Origin of the sequence: Staphylococcus sp. HMSC061G12 (assembly GCF_001838465.1) — a bacterium.
Taxonomy (GTDB): Bacteria; Bacillota; Bacilli; order Staphylococcales; family Staphylococcaceae; genus Staphylococcus; species Staphylococcus simulans.
This window is the reverse complement of record NZ_KV837027.1, coordinates 1-17,534: the sequence shown is the minus strand read 5'-3', so window position 1 is coordinate 17,534 and position 17,534 is coordinate 1. Positions and strand designations below refer to the sequence as shown.

18 protein-coding genes and 1 pseudogene are annotated in these 17,534 nt (G+C 35.3%); 2 read left to right on the top strand and 17 right to left on the bottom strand.

Annotated features, from left to right (window positions below):
* Window positions 1–10 precede the first annotated feature (10 nt).
* The 7 genes from HMPREF2937_RS02460 to HMPREF2937_RS02430 form a co-directional block, all read right to left on the bottom strand.
* Entirely contained in the window at window positions 11–784 is a 774-nt protein-coding gene (locus HMPREF2937_RS02460; protein WP_070863976.1) for a TatD family hydrolase, read from the bottom strand.
* A gap of 149 nt (window positions 785–933) precedes the next feature.
* On the bottom strand, window positions 934–2,967 hold the full coding sequence (gene metG, locus HMPREF2937_RS02455; protein WP_257245345.1) for a methionine--tRNA ligase: 2,034 nt from the start codon (window positions 2,965–2,967) through the stop codon (window positions 934–936).
* Window positions 2,968–3,375: 408 nt separating this feature from the next.
* Window positions 3,376–3,594 (bottom strand): hypothetical protein, encoded by a 219-nt coding sequence (locus HMPREF2937_RS02450; RefSeq protein ID WP_142351391.1) that lies wholly within the window; start codon window positions 3,592–3,594, stop codon window positions 3,376–3,378.
* Between the two features lie 159 nt (window positions 3,595–3,753).
* A complete protein-coding gene (locus HMPREF2937_RS02445; protein ID WP_257245342.1) occupies window positions 3,754–4,020 on the bottom strand; it encodes a hypothetical protein in 267 nt (88 codons plus the stop codon).
* 72 nt (window positions 4,021–4,092) lie between these two features.
* A complete protein-coding gene (locus tag HMPREF2937_RS02440; RefSeq protein ID WP_070863974.1) occupies window positions 4,093–4,692 on the bottom strand; it encodes a DUF5080 family protein in 600 nt (199 codons plus the stop codon).
* Window positions 4,693–4,905: 213 nt separating this feature from the next.
* Window positions 4,906–5,397, bottom strand: a complete 492-nt coding sequence (locus HMPREF2937_RS14220; RefSeq protein WP_373879071.1) for a DUF5079 family protein — start codon at window positions 5,395–5,397, stop codon at window positions 4,906–4,908.
* 219 nt (window positions 5,398–5,616) lie between these two features.
* Complete coding sequence (locus HMPREF2937_RS02430) at window positions 5,617–6,300, bottom strand: DUF5079 family protein (protein ID WP_070863972.1); 684 nt, start codon at window positions 6,298–6,300, stop codon at window positions 5,617–5,619.
* Window positions 6,301–7,205: 905 nt separating this feature from the next.
* Between HMPREF2937_RS02430 and HMPREF2937_RS14215 the strand changes: the two are divergent.
* Window positions 7,206–7,518: pseudogene (locus tag HMPREF2937_RS14215) on the top strand (CHAP domain-containing protein); the annotation flags it as partial.
* Window positions 7,519–7,632: 114 nt separating this feature from the next.
* A complete protein-coding gene (locus tag HMPREF2937_RS02425) occupies window positions 7,633–8,490 on the top strand; it encodes a DUF1672 domain-containing protein (RefSeq protein WP_257245340.1) in 858 nt (285 codons plus the stop codon).
* A 95-nt stretch (window positions 8,491–8,585) separates the two neighbouring features.
* Here the strand turns inward: HMPREF2937_RS02425 and lip are convergent, their stop codons facing one another.
* The 10 genes from lip to HMPREF2937_RS02375 form a co-directional block, all read right to left on the bottom strand.
* Window positions 8,586–10,523, bottom strand: coding sequence for a YSIRK-targeted triacylglycerol lipase (lip, locus tag HMPREF2937_RS02420; protein WP_070863970.1), 1,938 nt, complete (start codon window positions 10,521–10,523; stop codon window positions 8,586–8,588).
* 159 nt (window positions 10,524–10,682) lie between these two features.
* Window positions 10,683–11,519 (bottom strand): 16S rRNA (cytidine(1402)-2'-O)-methyltransferase, encoded by an 837-nt coding sequence (gene rsmI, locus HMPREF2937_RS02415; protein ID WP_057510613.1) that lies wholly within the window; start codon window positions 11,517–11,519, stop codon window positions 10,683–10,685.
* A gap of 1 nt (window position 11,520) precedes the next feature.
* Window positions 11,521–11,778, bottom strand: coding sequence for a GIY-YIG nuclease family protein (locus tag HMPREF2937_RS02410; RefSeq protein WP_002481890.1), 258 nt, complete (start codon window positions 11,776–11,778; stop codon window positions 11,521–11,523).
* The gene (locus HMPREF2937_RS02405; RefSeq protein ID WP_070863969.1) at window positions 11,768–12,496 is read right to left on the bottom strand and encodes a tRNA1(Val) (adenine(37)-N6)-methyltransferase; all 729 of its coding nucleotides are present in this window, start codon (window positions 12,494–12,496) and stop codon (window positions 11,768–11,770) included. Before HMPREF2937_RS02405 ends, HMPREF2937_RS02410 begins: the two co-directional genes overlap by 11 nt.
* A gap of 110 nt (window positions 12,497–12,606) precedes the next feature.
* A complete protein-coding gene (gene yabA / locus HMPREF2937_RS02400; protein WP_002481888.1) occupies window positions 12,607–12,978 on the bottom strand; it encodes a DNA replication initiation control protein YabA in 372 nt (123 codons plus the stop codon).
* 16 nt (window positions 12,979–12,994) lie between these two features.
* Window positions 12,995–13,801, bottom strand: a complete 807-nt coding sequence (locus HMPREF2937_RS02395) for a PSP1 domain-containing protein (RefSeq protein ID WP_002481887.1) — start codon at window positions 13,799–13,801, stop codon at window positions 12,995–12,997.
* Window positions 13,802–14,728 (bottom strand): DNA polymerase III subunit delta' C-terminal domain-containing protein, encoded by a 927-nt coding sequence (locus tag HMPREF2937_RS02390; protein ID WP_057510615.1) that lies wholly within the window; start codon window positions 14,726–14,728, stop codon window positions 13,802–13,804.
* A gap of 154 nt (window positions 14,729–14,882) precedes the next feature.
* Entirely contained in the window at window positions 14,883–15,212 is a 330-nt protein-coding gene (locus HMPREF2937_RS02385) for a cyclic-di-AMP receptor (protein ID WP_002481885.1), read from the bottom strand.
* Window positions 15,213–15,421: 209 nt separating this feature from the next.
* Window positions 15,422–16,042 (bottom strand): dTMP kinase, encoded by a 621-nt coding sequence (tmk, locus tag HMPREF2937_RS02380; RefSeq protein WP_070863968.1) that lies wholly within the window; start codon window positions 16,040–16,042, stop codon window positions 15,422–15,424.
* A 1-nt stretch (window position 16,043) separates the two neighbouring features.
* A complete protein-coding gene (locus tag HMPREF2937_RS02375) occupies window positions 16,044–17,381 on the bottom strand; it encodes an aminotransferase class V-fold PLP-dependent enzyme (protein WP_070863967.1) in 1,338 nt (445 codons plus the stop codon).
* Window positions 17,382–17,534 lie beyond the last annotated feature (153 nt).

Genomic DNA, 17,534 nt, shown 5'->3' with positions numbered 1-17,534 from the left:
TCTCTTTATATTATTGATTTAAGTTAAATAATCTTTCCGCATTTTCAGTCGTTTGTTTTGCGACTTCTTCGTAACTAATACCGCGTAAATCTGCGATTTGTTCCGCAACTAATGTCACGCGCATCGGTTCGTTACGTTTACCTCTATAAGGGTGCGGTGATAAATAAGGTGCATCTGTTTCTACTAATAGACGATATAATGGCACATGTTTTGCGACTTCTTTAGGCTGTTTCGCATTTTTGAATGTGACAGGTCCGCCTAATGAAATATAGAAGCCAAGTTTATTAATCACGACATCTGCGATTTCAGGTGAACCGCTGAAACTATGCATAATACCGCCAACTTCTTCTGCGTGTTCCTCCATTAGAATATCCACACAATCTTGTGTCGCTTCACGATTATGAATGACAATCGGCAAGTTCACACGTTTTGCGAGTGCGATTTGTTTACGGAACACTTCTTTTTGAACATCTTTTGGTGATTTATCCCAGTGATAGTCTAAGCCCATTTCACCGATGCCGATCACTTTAGGGTGCTCGGCTAATTTTTCAATCCATTGTTCACGTTCTTCTGTGTAATCAATCGCATCCACTGGATGCCAACCAATAATCGCATATAAGAAATCATATTGTTCCACAAGTTCCATCGCACGTTCAATCGTTGGTGTATCAAATCCAACGACAAACATGCGATCGACACCTGCATCTCTTGCACGGTCGATGACTTCTTGTAAATCTTCATCATATTGTTCTGCGTTTAAATGTACATGTGTATCAATTAACATGATGTGTACTCCTTTCATTACTGCTTTTCTCAGTGTTCATACACTATGATTATACCCATTCTTTCTATGAAACATTTGAAATTATGAGTAAGCGTCAAAGAAGCGGCTCAAACAGCATTCGCTGCAAGCCGCTTGTCTTGATTGTTCAATTATTTAATCACTGCACCGTTAGGAATCGCATTCGGCAAGCTGACCAGTGTTAAGACACCGTCTTTTTCTGCTGATAGAATCATACCTTCTGATTTACGGCCCATTAATTTTGCTGGTTTCAAGTTCGTCACAACTGCGACTTTTTTACCGATAATATCATCAGGTTCATAGAATTTTGCGATACCTGAAACGATTTGGCGTTGTTCTTCGCCTAAATCTACTTGAATTTTTAAGAGTTTATCTGATTTCTTCACATTTTCTGCATCCATTACTGTTGCAGCTTTGATTTCAACTTTATCGAAATCTTTAATTGTGATTTGAGGTTTCGCGTCTTCTTGTGCTTCCTCTTTTATTTCTTCTTTTGCTTCTTCAGCTTGTGGTGCTGAACCTTGCATTGAGTCTTTAATAAATGCCACTTCTGCTTCTGTATCTAAACGAGGGAAAATCGGTTTAGGTTTTTCAGTTACTGTAATCGGTTCAGTTAATGCACCATATGAATTTAAGCTGTCTAGTTCATATAGTTCAGGACTATTGATGTGTAATTGCGCAAAGATTTCACGTGGTGCGTGTGTTAAGAATGGGCGTAATAAGACAGCTGCGAAGCGGATATTTTCCACTAAGTGTGCCATCACGTTGCCAAGCATTTCTCTTTGGCTGTCATCTTTAGCTAAAATCCATGGTGTTGTTTCATCAATATATTTATTCGTACGGCTGATGAACTTCCATACTGTTGAAAGTGCAACAGAGAACTGTAAGTTTTCCATATTTTGATGGTATTCTTTGACTGTATCTAATGCGAATTGTTCCATCTCAGCATCTAAGTCATGTTTTGGTCCTTCATACGCAGGCAACTCGCCGCCGAAGTATTTGTTGATCATCGCAATCGTACGGTTGACTAAGTTACCTAAGTCATTGGCTAAATCAAAGTTTGTACGGTCAACGAACGCTTCTGGTGTGAAGACACCGTCAGAACCAAATGGTAATTCTCGCATTAAGTAGTAACGTGTCGCATCTAAGCCATAACGATCGATTAATACGTTCGGATCTACGACGTTACCTTTAGATTTACTCATTTTACCGTCTCTCATTAAAATCCAACCGTGTGCGAAAACGCGTTTTGGAAGCGGTAAGTCTAGTGCCATTAATAAGATCGGCCACACGATAGAGTGGAAACGCACAATTTCTTTCGCCATTAAGTGTAAATCAGCCGGCCAATATTTTTGGAATAGGCTATCATCATCTGATAAATAACCAAGAGCTGAAATATAGTTCACCAACGCATCAATCCATACGTAAACAACGTGTTTAGGATTAGACGGTACTTGTACGCCCCAATCAAATGTCGTACGTGAGACAGCCAAGTCTGTTAATCCTGGTTTAATAAAGTTGTTAATCATTTCGTTCTTACGAGAAGGAGGTTGAATGAATTCAGGGTTCGCATCATAGAATTCTAATAAGCGATCCGCATATTTAGAAATATTGAAGAAGTAACTTTCTTCTTTAACTAATTCTACTTCATGTCCAGAATCTGGGCTTTTACCACCAATAATATTGCCGTCTTTATCGTATTCTGGATCATCAAGTTGAGATTCTGTATAGTAAGTTTCATCCGGTACAGAATACCAGCCTTCATATTCACCAAGGTAAATATCACCTTGTGCTAATAGACGTTCAAAGACTTTCTCTACAACTTCTTTGTGACGTTTTTCAGTTGTTCTGATAAAGTCATCATTTGAAATCTCTAATTTTTCCCATAACGCTTTAATACCTTTAATCATGTCATCTAGGTATTCTAATTCTGTAAGGCCAGCTTTATGTGCCTTTTCTTGAATTTTTTGGCCATGTTCGTCTGTACCTGTCAAATAACGTACATCATAGCCTTGCATGCGTTTGTAGCGCGCAATGACGTCGCCTGCTACAGTTGAATAGGCATGCCCAATGTGTAATTTACCACTCGGGTAATAAATAGGTGTTGTTATATAAAATGTATCTTTCGCCATTCCATGCTCCTCCTTGTATCTTACATAATTAATATATCTAAATTCAGTATTGATTTCAATGCAGAGTCCCCGTCATGACAGTCTCAGAAACACACTCAACATGACTTCTAACGCAAAATAAGTCCTTGTACTCTTCATATAAGTTCGACTGATTTGATTCCATATGTATATATTGTAACAATTCTAATGAACGGTGCATATAGAGACGATGTTGATTATGTAAAATTGACATAAAAATAAAAAGAAACTCACAAATGTTTATTTATGAGCCAAAACGATTTGATGTAGTTTTTTCTTGGTTAGTGATTATTAATAGGAAATAAGCTGACTATATCACCTATTATCTGCATTGAACGTATTCATTTGATTTATTATTCCTTAATCAACCCCTTGTATTGATAAAAGCAACAGAACCCGAGAAAGCGTTCTGTTGCTGAGGAATTAAGTAAATAATCTTATAATCGCAAACGTCACACTGACCACTGTAACGATGATTGCGATATTTAATAATTTTCCGCCTTGTTCTTGTTGGTATTTTTTGTATTTCGCACTACAAATAATACTTCCAACTCCAAAGATTGGTATAATTAATGAGAGGACAATAAAAACCCAAGCCCAAACTTTTAATGTTTTTCCTGCTTCTTTCACTTTTTCTGCCATGTTGTTGCGCTCCTTATATGTTTATTCTCCTGCTTTTTAGGAACAGGACACACCTATCTACTCATTTAGGAATACACACGTGTGTCCGTTCCTATGAAGCAGTTATTTCACTCTTTTCAGTGAACCTTGTGCGTCTTTTTTGTAATGCAACTCATGTTTTTAATCTTTGAATTCATACTTCACTACTACTTGGTCGACGTCATCATTTCCAGAGAAAGGCATGGATGACATGCTGCCGATGAGTTTAGTCGGGAGGTCTACGTCTTCGTTGAAGTGAAGCGGCACAGTCAATTTTTTATCTTTCTTATCATAAACAACCTGTTTATGATCAATCTCAAATATTTTTACAGCTTCTAACTTTCTATCAGCTTTATGCAAATCATTTTTTACAGAACCAGGAAGAGGATCCCCCTTCGCGCAACCCATTACGATAACCATCAATAGGCATAAACTCATCAAACAAATTTTCTACATAGTTTACTCCTTCGGTTTAAATTGTTAAATAATGATTGAATAGAAGATTAACAAAACCAACGTTCCTAACGGTCTGAGTGTGATAAACGAAAATTTTCTTCTTCTAACTGCTAATACAATATCAATAACCAAATAAATAATAACCATTAAAAATAGGATAAGACCTATTGTGAAAATACCGCCTGCTAAATCATCTTTTAAAACAGGTGTTAACTTTAATTTAATCGCAATCATACAAACAATAGAGATAATTGCTGAAATAATACCTTTATACTTAGATGAAGCAAGATTAATTTGAATACTTTCAATGTCTTCATACTGTTCCTTAGTTACTGAATGTTCTGAGAGAGGATCCAAACTTCTTAGCTTCACTTTATAAGGACGTGTCCAAAACGATTTAATCGCCAACCATCCGTATACCACTACACTTATAATGAGCACAAGTATGTAATTCTGTAATGAACTAAAACTAGAATCTACAAAGAAGAATGTAATCAAAAAGATTAACGCAGATATACCATAGGCAATCCATTGCAGTAATTTAATACCTTCCGCATACATTACCGAAGTAATATACACCACGTAATACAAACCTGCCATTAAAATTAATAATAAATATGTCATATGTTTTCTCCTACATTTCCATAACCTTTACTTTCAACATCTCACCTTGCCAATATTCAGGTTCAACTGAAAATTCTACCTTTGCCAAATTAGGCATGATTAGAACATCTAATTCTATAATGCTTTTACTTCTTTTTTGCTAGCGGAACTTAATTTTAGAATTTATTATTCGAGAAATTCATCCGCATCTTCCAACTCAAAATTCGATAACACCTAAGTATAATGTATATACAATAAAAAAACATTATAATAGCTAATCAATATTAAGCCTATCGTTACTAAAAACATATATTTCGAATCATTGATATTTGGTACGAGTATATATTCTATAATCTTTTCTACTACTACAATTAAACTGATGCCAAAAAGTATTGCTATAACTAGTATCTTGCTTTCAACTTTGTCTTTATGGTTTTTTCCTTTTAACCAACTAGGCGTCTTATGTAAAAGTATTACTCCAAACATAAATGACAATATACATAAAACCATTGTTATAGATCCTACAATCCAAATTTCAAATAAATCTAGCCCTTTTCTTACAGCCAAAAAATAGTAAGTGTTATACATAGCGAAAATTGCGCTATACAAAGCTAAAACATTGATTATAAACAAAACCATCGCTTTTCTTTTCATGTTTTCATGATTCTTGGGTCGTCTAATTAAATAAATCAAAAAAGTGGATATACTAACTAAAAGCATGAAAATCCAAATTATTACGAGATACTAAGGAGTCTCAGATATGGTTAATCCATAAAAATATTGAGCACCTGACATCGCTAATGGAATTAAAGTTAAACTTCCTAATATTTGCGGCATTGGGCTTCTTAACTTTTCATAAGCATCATTCAATTTTAAGTCATTCCTTTGAAAATCTAAGCTTATTTTACATAAAATTGATATTGATAAAATTTATTTAGATATTTGTTATTCGAAAAATTCATCTGCATCTTCCAATTCATAATTCGATAATACTTGGGTGTAATGTATGTAAAGCATAAAGATAACGAAATATACGAACGGCATCATCCCTCCTATCGCTAAAATCATAAACTTTGATTGATTGATATTCGGAATTGTAAAATATTCAATCACTTTTTGAATTAAAACTACTAAACTAAAAAGGAATAAAATTATCATTGCTATCACTTTACCAGAAATCTGTTCATCTTTTTTCTTGGTTTTAAGCCAAAATGGTGTATTACTAAGCAAATAAATTCCGCAAATGAAAGCAATTAAACACACAAACATTGTAATTATACCAACACTCCAAAAAAAAGTGAGATCAACACCATTTTCAGCAGCCATAAAGAAATAAGAGTTGTATAAAGAGATAACCACGCAATATAAAGCTAAAATATCTAAAATCATCAACTTAAAAGCACTTTTTTTCATATCTTCATGATTTTTAGGATATTGTAAAAACAATACAAAAAAGCATGACATAGAAACTACAATAATTAATATACTACTTACTATTAAATACATGGGTGTGCTTTCTATAGTTAGACTATAAAAATACTGAACAAAACCTGGAAAACTAAATAAAATAGAAAATACACCTAAGATTTGCGGAAGTGGATTTCTTAATTTTTTATATGCATCATTCAATCTAACAACCTCTTTCTATTTAATAATTTCAATATTAACAACTAAAACACAACACCCAATCTTTAACCAGATTTTACAAATGGTAAGTTTTTAACAATTGAATTTTCTACATAACCAACTCTTTTTTAGTTTGTTTCCATGTATCAGAATTCCTAAATTTATTCATGTATTTATTAGCTTTAGCGGTATCATCGAGTGATTTTCCATCTAATATTTTATCTTCTACTACAAATCAAATTACCATTCTATCTACCAAACCAACACCTTCTTCAATGGATCCACTAGTTGCTACACCTATCATTTGCTATAAATAAAATTTGGAGATAGATGTTAATTTATTTCTTCAAAATGTTTGAAAACCTGACATCCCCTATTTGCTGAAAATTTACCTTGTCATGGGTTAAGTCTGGTAAAGTACATCTAATTGTTACTACAAGATTATGATTTAGCTCTTATCTCTTCTTAACTTATTTTATTTAAGCCATTGCACTTCATAACCCTATTTGCTATCTTAAGTTTTAGAAAATACTATTTACACTTTATTTGTTAATTAGTATTTTTAAAATTATCATATAAAACTTTACATGTTTTGTATAGAGCGTTTACAGTTTTTTTACACTTTGTTTTATCTCACTCTCTTTATTTTAATATCTTTGAAAAGGACTTTATAAATAATGAAAAACACAAAATTAACATTATCTTTTTTATCACTAATCATTTCCAATTCATTAACTTTAAGTAATGTTGTATCTTTTGAAACTCTAGAAGAAGCTATAAGTAAGCATTCGAATGCAGCCATTAAAGTGAATACTTGAGATGAATCATTTACATACAGTTATGGTCAAAATGTTTTATCATATCCACAACATTCTGAACCAAGTACCATTCATACCAACCAACAAGCAAATAATTTATATACGCCGAGGCAATATACCTTATAAACGTGCAGCAGATGGTAATACTATCATCACATTTTGGGGAGATGCTAAAAACTGAGCAAGCCAAGCACAAGCTGATGGTTTTATAGTTAATAATCAACCTAAAAAAGGTGCTGTTTTCCAAACACTCCTAGGCGTTTGGGGACATGTGGCTTATGTAGAACGCGTCAATATGAATGGTAGTGTGTTTATTTCCGAAATGAACTATATTGCACCATACATCGTGTCTACACGTACTATTTCTGCTTCAGAAGCACGAAATTATAACTATATCCATTAATAATATGCAATATTAATAAAATATATTTAACCAAAATAATTAATGAGGTGACCTATGAAAAAGATATGCAGCACCATTATCATTTCTACTTTATTACTAGGAGGATGCAACAATTTGAATAATTCTTTCACAAACAAAGTCTCTGACACTATGCCTGTTAATGAGTATAAAGGCCAAGGTTTTCAACCTCATGCTGAAAAGAAAGTCATTGAATTAGCAAAGAAACATTATAATGAATATGCAGAATTAGGAGAAAGATTCTTTCAAGATAATTTCGGTTTAAAGGTTAAAGCTACTAATGTGGTCGGCAGCGGAGATGGTGTGGAAGTGTTTGTCCATTGTGATGATCATGACATCGTGTTTAATTCTAGCATTGTTTTAACATCGGACTCTTTAGGTCATAAAGGATCAATGCGTTCTAAAGGTGAAAGCGACGAACTTTCTACTCAAATTGGAAAAGTAGTCAGCGGCTTTGACTACAAAGCCAATAAAAAAGAATATGATGAACTTTATCAATACTTCAAAGATAATCAAAAAAAATACGGTTATTACGGGTTTACTAAAGAAGCTATAAACAAAACACGAAACTCTGGCTATGAAAATGAATTTTTCTGGATAAGTGGTTATCCTATTGACTTAGCCCAATATGATAAATACTACAAACCTTTGATTCAAATAAATCAAAAAGAATTCAGCGAAAAGTATCATCAAGCTAGATACAATGCCACTGGTGGTGTAACTAAAACACACGTTATCACTACATTTTTTGATACTAACTCAGATTATAATAAAGATAAGGAAGACTATAAGTTATTAGATCTTGCAGATGCCATTCAAAAAAATCAACTTGGCCCTGATAAAAGCGAAGTGAAATATACATTAACCTATACAAGCAATGAAATCACAACTTATGACGGCACAAAGAATGGAAATAACGAAATGTCTTATGGGGTTTATAATAGTGAACAATAAATTTTCAGAACAAAATAAATGCTTTGATAATGTTCATTTTAATAAATAAACATTAATAACGCACCGAAATCACTTGGATAACGGTGCGTTATTGATTAGATATCTAATTCTTCTATACGCATCATATGATTAATCAAACCTGCATAAAAGCCTTGTAATTCTTGGCCTGTGTGTTTAAAGTCTAAGGCATCTAGACCGACAAAATCTAAATGATCCCAACCTTTCATAACCGGTGTCACTTGCCAGATGCCTTTTTTCAAGCCATCTGTAAATTCAGTGAAAGCTTGCCCTGTTGGATAGAGTGAAGATACCACAGAAACGATACCGTCATTTGGACGCAATGCTTGATTCTCCTCACTTCCAATGACACGACTCGTTGAATCAAAAAGGAAGAATTGTCCAATATCAGGGATATGATTTCCCGTTAAACCTTCATGACTCGCCAAACCTGTATAAGTTGTATAAACAATGTTAGGGTTCATCGGTGTCATTTGATTTAATTTTTCTGAGCCTTCTGATGTTAAATCATACATCGCATTATCATCAGTATCCCAAAGTTTACTTTGCGCAACACGTTGTGCGTATTCAATATAAGATTCATTTTCCCTTTGTTTGAATCCCCATTTTTCAAAACCAAAATCGATATTTGCGAGTTTACCACCGCCCATACGTCCTAACGCATAAACAATATCTTTAAAGGCTTTTTCATTACCAATTCGATCCGCTGCGGCTGAACCGTTATGCGGTGTGCCTAAAGTTGTAATAGAGGCAATCATATGGTCTTTCCCTCCTTCAAATAAAGAGGAGATTGTTCCACCATGTTGACGTTGGTAATCTATTTCTTCTTGATTACCAAAGCGTAAAAAATGTTCTAAAAGGCGGATTGTTTGTCCACCCATACTATGGCCGACCATATGCACCTTTTTGCCAGGCGCCCATTCATGAAAGACCCCTGCATAAGTTCTGCCATATCGAGAATGTCCATATTTCTCCGCATGCGCTGCACCATAATCTACTGTGCCGCCTTTAATATAATAATATAACTCTATTGCGCGATCATAATTACTGCTGAAAGCACCTACACTCGCTTCATAAGCTTCGTACCCTTTTTCACGCAGTCCATCTATCACACGATACTTATCTCCACCCCAATAATTGGGATATAAGTCTGGCTTTATTTCACCTGTAAAGCCCATAAATCCATGTACAAATATAACTGGATATTGATTAATCGCTTGTTGTGCTTTATTAGTTTTTAAACTTTCTGTATGTGGAACAGGTGCTTGTTGGACCGTACGTTGCGTTGGTTTTGTTTGTGTTTCTTCTGTTTTGGCTTCTTCTTTTGGTGCCGCTTCAGTTTTCTCATCATCCTCTTGAGATGTAAGAGTTGATTTGATTTCTGGCGCAGGAGTAGTTTTCGGTTCTACTTCTGACGAAACATGACTTTGTGCTATTTCTTCTTCAGAAGTTGAGGTCGTTTTAGAAAACGTTTCTGTATTTTTAATCTCTTCTTTTTTATTTTCAGATGCTTCTACTTGTTGGATGACATCTTCTGTAACCTTTTGTGCTTCATAGCTTGTCACAGAATCATTATCTACTTGCGCTGGTTGTTCGTACTGTTTTGGTTTTAGTGGTTCACTATGACTAGGTTTTTCTTGTTTTGTTTGTGATCCTTCATGAATCTGAGATGAGGATGTTTCTTGTTCAAGGTTAATAGTATTTTGTTCCTGTATATTTTTTTCTGAATATGGTGTATTCACATGACTTGTTTGTGTTTCAGAACGCTTGGTGGAAATATCTGGTTGTGTTTCAACCTGTTGTGCTGTCGTTATATCTTTTGATGGTAACAGTTGTTCATTTTCTTGTGTATGTTCCGCTTCTACCTGTGTTTCGTGGTGTGTTTGTGTGGATTCTTCCGCATATGCTGATGTGCTTAGACCCATAAATATAAAGGATGCGATAAGTGTTGATCCAGCTCCGACTGTAAACTTTCTTATCACATAGTGATGGTGTGTTTGATTATTTTTCTTCATTTTGAATTGCTCCTATTCTAGTGGTGTCCTTCACTAAAGAAAAATAATAACGTGCTCCCATAATATAGATGAATAATTAACTGTACTACTTTAAAATAACACATTTTTGTGTCACTTAGTGTTAATTTTCTTATTTGTTATATTTCTTTTACATCATTTTTATTTTATCTGATGGTAAATATCGTAAACTTCTCCTGTTTTCATCTGACGGTCTTCAGCGACTTGTTTAATCGCCTTTTTCGGTTTCATATTTTGACGGATATAATGTTCAACATGTTCATGAATATCTAACTCACTGAACCATTCTGTCTCTTCTTTTGGTGCTGCACCCTCTATTAAGATAACAAATTCACCTTTAGTCGGAATGTCACCATTTGTGACCGCTTCTACCAATGTTTGAACTGGTGCCGTCTGAATCTCTTCAAACTTCTTAGTCAATTCTCGACCAAGTGCTACTGGTCGTGTTTCATCAATTTCCGCTATAGCTTTTAGTGTATCTGCCACACGAAACGGGCTTTCATAAATAATTACAGTAGAGTCTTCAAACATGCGTTGTTCAAGTACTGCTTTTTTATCTTTTGCTTTTCTCGGTAAGAATCCGACAAACGTATACACAAACGAAGGTAAGCCGCTTCCCATCAACGCAGTCAACCCTGCATTCGGTCCAGGAATCGGTACAACATCAATACCTGCTTCACGCGCACGCACCACTAATTCATAACCTGGATCACTGATTAACGGTAAGCCGGCATCAGAGACTAATGCGATACTTTGCCCTTCTAATAAAAGTTCAATTAAAGGTTCAGTCTGCGTCTCTTTATTATGTTCATGATAAGATTTTAAGGGTGTCTCAATCTCATAATGATGACATAATTTCTTTGTGACACGTGTATCTTCACAGGCAATCATATCGACAGATTTTAAAGTGTCTACTGCACGAAATGTGATATCTGCTAAATTTCCGATGGGTGTTCCGACTAAATAAAGTGTTCCCATGTTATTGCTTGCCCCTTTCAATGAGCTGTAATTTTTGTGTTCTCGTGAATGTTTTAATTTCATACTCACGTTTCATCGCTTCTGACTTTGTTTCATAACCTTCTTGATAAACTAATACAACGGGACGTCTAGTTTTAGTATACTTGGCACCTTTACCCGCATTGTGTTTTTCAATTCTTGCTTGAACGTTATTGGTATACCCAGTATATAATGTGCCGTCTTTACATCGTACGATATAAATATAATGTTCAATTGCCATAATAAATCGCACTCATTTCTTTTGTATATTGGCCATCTGCTGTATACATATAAAATGGCGGCGCAATATCCAAACCAGGTTTGCCGTCTTTACGTCCTTCTACAAGAATCGCATGCGCTGCTTTACCAGGTTTACTATAAACCATTGTCAGTTTCTTTGGTTCAATACGGTGCTGTCTGAATTCAAATAATACATCCATTAAACGTTCTGCACGATGTACCATGACAAAACGACCGCCTTGTTTCAATAAATGTTTCGCAGCATTCACACAATCAGCCAGTGTACACATTACTTCATGACGCGCAATTTTATGTGCTTCTTTTTGATGTTGATGCGTTTGAATTGTTTTGAAGTACGGCGGATTACATGTGACAACGTTATAGCTTGAAGGTTGAAAGTGTTGTTGAACATGTCTTAAATCCATTTCATACATTTGAATACGCGCTTCTAAATGATTATGGCGAATACTGCGTTCAGCCATATCCACTAATTGTGGTTGGATTTCAATCGCACCTATCATGTGATTTCCTTTGTCTGAAAGTAATAAAGGAATGACGCCGTTACCTGAACATAAATCCATTACTTTGTCACGTTTTCTAAGCTGGGTAAAATGGCCTAATAATAAAGCATCCGTCGAAAAGGAAAAGACTTCATCATTTTGAATTATTTCTAACTGTTCTTTTAATAGACAATCTAAACGTTCATTTTCTTTCAACATGATTTTCTCCAATTTTTGATTAAATATGTATAAATGAGAACCTCTTCAGGTTCTCATTCAAGCTTTCAAATAGAATATGACATTCTTTTGATATATTAAAACAATCGCTTTTAGGATTGTTCTTCTAATGTTTGTAAACAAAATAAGCAATCTTCACCATTACGATGTTTACCGAATAAATCGCCTTTACAGATATGGAAGCCTTCTTGATATAAAATCGCTAAGTTCTCCTTACTGCTTAAACGAGGTTTCTTTTTTTCTTTAGACTTTTGCTCAGGCTTATCTGAAACATCTGTTGATTCAGTTCCTGTTTCTTGTGAACGGCCGATTAATTGTTTCAAATGTTTGTTTTCAACTTCCAACGCAACATTTTCTTCTATAAGCTGCATGGTGATGGTCTTTAATTCTGCCGTGTCTTGATACAATTGTTTAACATTGGTTTCAAGACGCAATAGTCTCTCCATTATTTCTCTGCGTTCCAAAAGCCTGTGGCCTCCCTTAATAGATTGCTTCTAAATCATCAACTGAGTATTCTAAAGGTTGTTCTAAACCTTCAACTTTGACTTGCATTGAAATATCTAACATATTCAAGCCTACCACTGTACCTTGACCATCAGGCGTATCAATTTTTGTTCCCACATCAGGTAATTGTTCTCTGGCAGCTTCATATTGATCATTTTCATATTTTAAGCAGCACATTAAACGACCGCAAGCGCCTGAAATTTTTGTAGGATTTAATGATAAGTTCTGATCTTTTGCCATTTTAATCGATACAGGTTCAAAGTCACCTAAGAACGTTGAACAACATAGCGAACGGCCGCAAGGTCCGATACCACCAAGTAATTTAGCCTCATCGCGCACGCCGATTTGACGTAATTCAATACGTGTTCTTAACTTTGCGGCTAAAATCTTTACCAACTTTCTAAAGTCGATACGATCATCCGCAGTAAAGTTGAAAATCACTTTTGATTTATCTAATGTATACTCACAATTGACTAAACGCATTTCTAAACCTAATTCTTCTACAGATGCTTTACAGAAATCCATTGCAGCATCTGCATCTTCTTCGTTACATGCACATTGTTCTAAATCATTGTCAGTTGCGACACGAATGATTTGTTTTAACGGTAATGTAACATCTTCCTCATCTACCGTTAGTGCAGCATCTTTGACATCACCGACTTCTACACCACGTTTAGACTCTACAACAACTCTGTCACCACAACAAAGTTCAGCATCTTCAACCGGTGCATAATACTCAAGCTTACCAGCTTTTTGGAATTGTACGCCAATCACTTGAAGCATTTAGCCCACCCCCTTAATTACGATTTGTTCAAATACGAGTGTTGGATTCACATTTTGTGTTAACTTCTTATGTGCCTCCGTTATATGATCATACATATGCGTTAATTGGTCATATGTTAAACGTTGTGCATATTGTTTAATATCTGTTTCTAATTCAGAGAATACCAAGTATCCTGAAATGTCTGCTTTTTCATGCATAATATCTTGGAAGAATGCATTCACGACTGACAATGTCAGTTGCTGCAGCTTTTTATTTTTAGCTGCTTTCATTAAATCGACCAAAGCAATTAAAGCCATTGCACGATTCGTCAGCAGTAATTGGCACCAATTGATAATGTTTTTGCGTAAATTTGCTAAATCATATTCCTCATTCAGCGCACGAGCTTCTTCGATTTGTGAGGTATAAGTACTCAACATTTCAGCAATCGGTTTAGATATCTCTTGTTCTTTCAGACGTTCCACGAGTTGTGCTTGTGACATCGGTTTAAAATAAACATGCTGACAACGCGAATGGATTGTACTGAGAATTTGTTCTGGTTTCGTCGACAGCAATATCGCAATCGTATTTTCTGGCGGTTCTTCTAAGAACTTTAAAATACTATTCTCACCTTGAACGGTAAGTTTCTCAAAGCCATTAATAATATAGACTTTGTGACTGCCTTCAACGGGTAATTGATTCATCACATGAACTAACGCTTCAATCTTTTCTTTCTTCAGATTTGTCTCATCTGTTGTGACATATCTGAAATCAGGATGATTGAAACCGTCAACTTTCGCTTGGCATATTTCATTGTCATTGCATAGTATCAACTTCGCAAAAGCCATAGCCGTTTGCTGCATCGTTTGTGCATCATCGCCTTCAAATAAATAGGCATGCGAAAGCTTTCCAGATTGATACGCATTCGTCAATCTTGATAATTCATCCATTCAATTTGTCACCTTTCCATAATGAAAAAGGGCAGGAACTCATGAGTTTAATCATTGATTGTCTCTTTACAATCTCGATTACACGCTCGTCCCGACCCCCACTATTTATAGACTGTTATTTATGTCGAATCATAGATTCATGTCATGTTTATCATTAAAATCTGTGGAACGCATCAACAGGCATTACGAATACTGTCGCGCCGCCGACTTCTACTTCAACTGGATATGGAATGTAAGAGTCTGCACTGCCGCCCATTGGCGTAATTGGTGATACAAGTTGTTCTCTATTTCCACATGTTTTATTGATAACATTTAGTAAATCATCTACTTTGTCATCATCAACACCGCATAGGAATGTTGTATTTCCTGCGCGTAGGAATCCACCTGTTGTCGCGAGTTTAGTAGCTCGGAAATTATTTTTGACGAGTTGGTCAGACAACTCTTGACTATCTTGGTCTTGAACAATTGCAATTACCATTTTCATAACTAACACCTCTTTGTAATATTATAGCATATTGTGATGGTAGAGCCTGTTTAAAACTAAATAGAAATAACTAAAATGATGTCTGATTTCTTGATGTTTTCTATTAATATTTTACCTTCATCTTTTAGGTCTGCTGTAATTAAAGTTTAACAAATTATACTACGTGAACCCGCACGCTTGCAACAACTTCCAAAGCAATCATCTAAAGCTTATGCTTGGCTAGACAAATGTTGGACAATTGCTTGATAAGCAGCATCAACAACCGCCTCAATAGATTGATTTGCATCAATGACCGCAAAACGCTCTGGTTCTTGTTCGATTAATTGATGATACCCTTCAATGACTTGTTGATGAAATGCGATACTCTCATGATCCAAACGATTCATGTCTCGCGCATTACTTTGAATCCGTGCTCTTCCCGTTTCAGCCGTAATGTCTAGATACACTGTTAAATCCGGATACAAACCATTAATCGCAAATTCATTAATTGCTCTGACTTCCTCTACACCAATACCTCTCGCATAACCTTGGTAAGCAAGCGAACTATCGATATAGCGGTCACACAATACTACTCTTCCCGCTTTTAGCGCTGGTAAGACTTTTTCTACTAAATGTTCTCTGCGTGATGCCGCAAATAATAAGGCTTCGGTACGCTCATCAACAGCTTCGCCTTCTAATAAAATTTCTCGAATTTGTTCTGCAGCGGGTACCCCGCCAGGTTCTCTCGTTGTTAAGACTTCAAATTGTGCTTGTAAGCGTTCAGAAACTTGGTTTAAAACCGTTGTTTTACCGGAACCTTCTGGTCCTTCAAATGTGATAAATGCTGACATGTTATTCATCCTTAATATTTATAGTTCTATGCTTTATACCTTCTACTCTAATTCCTTGTGCTACCCAGTCTTCCATAATATCGATCATTTCTTGATGAATGCGTTCACCTTTATAAAACACCGGTATACCTGGAGGATAAGGTACAATATGTTGAGCTAACAATTCACCTGCAGCTTCACTAAAATCGATACGTCTCATTTGGGTTATCGTCACAGGCTGATAATATCCAACGTGTTCAGGCATTTTGGGGATAGTTACTGAAACCTCATTTGTCGTCTTCGGTAACTTTAATGCTTTAATTCGTTCTAATAACGATTCAAATGGGAACCGATCACCTTTATGCCACATCGGCAACACTAACAATACTTGTGTTTCATCTGCGAGTTCTACATAAAGATGTTGTGCTTCTAACCATTGTTGGATGTCATAGCCTGTATACCCTGCGTATGTCAAAGTTATTTTAAGTGGATCATCCATCTCATGAACTTCTAATCCTTTAGCGCTTAATGCATCAAGTAGACGTTGACGTTGTGTGAAATAATAAGTGCTTTCATATGTTTTATAAAATTGATGTGCACGCTCTAAGCCTGCCATTAATAAATACGAAGGACTTGATGATTGAAAGTAAGTTAAATACTCCATCACTTGTTCATAATAAGGCGCATTTTTATGTATAAAGATTACAGAGCTCATAGTCAAAGCAGGTAAACTTTTATGATAAGACTGTACGACGTAATCTGCCCCAAAAGAAAGTGCAGAGTTAGGGAAACCATTTAATCCAAAATGCGCACCATGCGCTTCATCTACTAACACAGGTGTACCCTTCGCGTGCTGTTCTTTAATAAATGAAGCAATATCGAATAACTCACCGTAATAGTTAGGATATGTCACAATCGCTAGACTATTTGTACTTTCTTTTTGGTCTATGCGTGGCGCTACATATTGATGGGTTGTATCACTGATAGTCATCGGTAAAATTTCTGCATCTTTTTGAGCTAAATCTAAACCATGAAAGACTGATTTATGTACATTACGACTCATCACAATCGGTGCTTCTTGTTTTGCGGTTGCTTGAATCACTGATAAAAGACCTGAAGTTGTGCCATTTACTAAATAAAAGGCATCATAATCTGGATGCTTATCTAAGGTATGCATGCTTTCTTTTAATATGCCTTCAGGATGATGCAAGTCATCAAAATCAGTAATCTCAGTAATATCCATGGCTAAATCCATCTCATGTAATGTGCCGATTGTCATGTTTTTATGGCCAGGTACATGAAAAGAAATAGGTTGTTGTTTTAGAAAAGATTTAAGCTGATGATTTAATGGCAAATTCATTTTTCCACTACCTTCAATTTGGTAATTAACTCTTATTTTAACATATTTGAATCTAGTTCAACGATGAGAAATGAAAGAATTCTTCTCATTTCATTATCAAAAAATTAAAAAATGGCATAAAAAAAAGAGACCCTTTACAGGATCTCGTGTTTG

Excerpts from the sequence above, each read along its gene's own strand:
- HMPREF2937_RS02460 (WP_070863976.1), bottom strand. The coding sequence starts at position 784 with ATGTTAATTGATACACATGTACATTTAAACGCAGAACAATATGATGAA.
- HMPREF2937_RS02450 (WP_142351391.1), bottom strand. The coding sequence starts at position 3,594 with ATGGCAGAAAAAGTGAAAGAAGCAGGAAAAACATTAAAAGTTTGGGCT.
- HMPREF2937_RS02445 (WP_257245342.1), bottom strand. The coding sequence starts at position 4,020 with ATGGGTTGCGCGAAGGGGGATCCTCTTCCTGGTTCTGTAAAAAATGAT.
- HMPREF2937_RS02440 (WP_070863974.1), bottom strand. The coding sequence starts at position 4,692 with ATGACATATTTATTATTAATTTTAATGGCAGGTTTGTATTACGTGGTG.
- lip (WP_070863970.1), bottom strand. The coding sequence starts at position 10,523 with ATGAAGAAAAATAATCAAACACACCATCACTATGTGATAAGAAAGTTT.
- rsmI (WP_057510613.1), bottom strand. The coding sequence starts at position 11,519 with ATGGGAACACTTTATTTAGTCGGAACACCCATCGGAAATTTAGCAGAT.
- HMPREF2937_RS02410 (WP_002481890.1), bottom strand. The coding sequence starts at position 11,778 with ATGGCAATTGAACATTATATTTATATCGTACGATGTAAAGACGGCACA.
- HMPREF2937_RS02405 (WP_070863969.1), bottom strand. The coding sequence starts at position 12,496 with ATGTTGAAAGAAAATGAACGTTTAGATTGTCTATTAAAAGAACAGTTA.
- HMPREF2937_RS02395 (WP_002481887.1), bottom strand. The coding sequence starts at position 13,801 with ATGCTTCAAGTGATTGGCGTACAATTCCAAAAAGCTGGTAAGCTTGAG.
- HMPREF2937_RS02390 (WP_057510615.1), bottom strand. The coding sequence starts at position 14,728 with ATGGATGAATTATCAAGATTGACGAATGCGTATCAATCTGGAAAGCTT.
- HMPREF2937_RS02385 (WP_002481885.1), bottom strand. The coding sequence starts at position 15,212 with ATGAAAATGGTAATTGCAATTGTTCAAGACCAAGATAGTCAAGAGTTG.
- tmk (WP_070863968.1), bottom strand. The coding sequence starts at position 16,042 with ATGTCAGCATTTATCACATTTGAAGGACCAGAAGGTTCCGGTAAAACA.
- HMPREF2937_RS02375 (WP_070863967.1), bottom strand. The coding sequence starts at position 17,381 with ATGAATTTGCCATTAAATCATCAGCTTAAATCTTTTCTAAAACAACAA.